This window comes from Luteitalea sp. (assembly GCA_009377605.1).
Lineage (GTDB): Bacteria > Acidobacteriota > Vicinamibacteria > Vicinamibacterales > Vicinamibacteraceae > WHTT01.
In genome coordinates this window covers 1-658 of sequence record WHTT01000272.1, presented here as the reverse complement: position 1 = coordinate 658, position 658 = coordinate 1, and the positions used below count along the sequence as shown (strand labels likewise).

Sequence of the window (658 nt, the reverse complement as noted above, 5' to 3'; positions counted from 1 at the left end):
AAATCTGAGGTCGTGCTCGGAATGGCCGTGGTACTGGTCTTCACCGTCCTTCTGATCGAGTTCCGGTCGTTCGCCGAGCCGCTCGCGATCGTCGCGGGCGCAATCCTGTCGCTCTTCGGCACCCTGCTGGCGCTCTGGGTGACTGGCACGTCGCTGAACGTCGTGTCGTTCCTCGGCGCCATCATCGGGATCGGCATCGTGGCGAAGAACGGTATTCTGATGCTGGATTTCGTCGAGCACTTCGTCACGCGAGGCGCCGCGTTCGAGGATGCGCTGGCGCGCTCGGGACGTCGGCGCCTGCGTCCGGTGCTCATGACGTCGCTCGCCGCTGCGCTCGGCATGCTGCCGCTGGCGTACGGCGTCGGATCCGGTGCGGATATGTTGAAGCCGCTGGCGATCGCGGTGATGGGAGCCTTGGGCATCTCCGTGCTGCTGTCGCTTGTCGCGACGCCTGTCGTGCTGCGCGTGCTTCGCAGGGGCGCGTAAACGGGCTGCGCGGCTCGAATGCATCAGCCCGCGGGTATTGCGCATCGAGCTCGTCGACGCGGAGATAGGGCTGCCTGAGACCGGTCTTCTGGCGAATCCAGTACGGTTCGAGGAGTATCTCGAGATGAGCACAATCCTCCACTCGATGTTCTTGTTCGTGACCGCCGGGCTC

Annotated in this window: 1 protein-coding gene; it reads left to right on the top strand. The window is 64.6% G+C overall.

Annotation, left to right across the window (positions count from 1 at the left end; genetic code table 11):
* A partial coding sequence (locus GEV06_28885; protein ID MPZ21858.1) for an AcrB/AcrD/AcrF family protein occupies positions 1–486 on the top strand: 486 nt, incomplete at its 5' end.
* Positions 487–658: the final 172 nt, after the last annotated feature.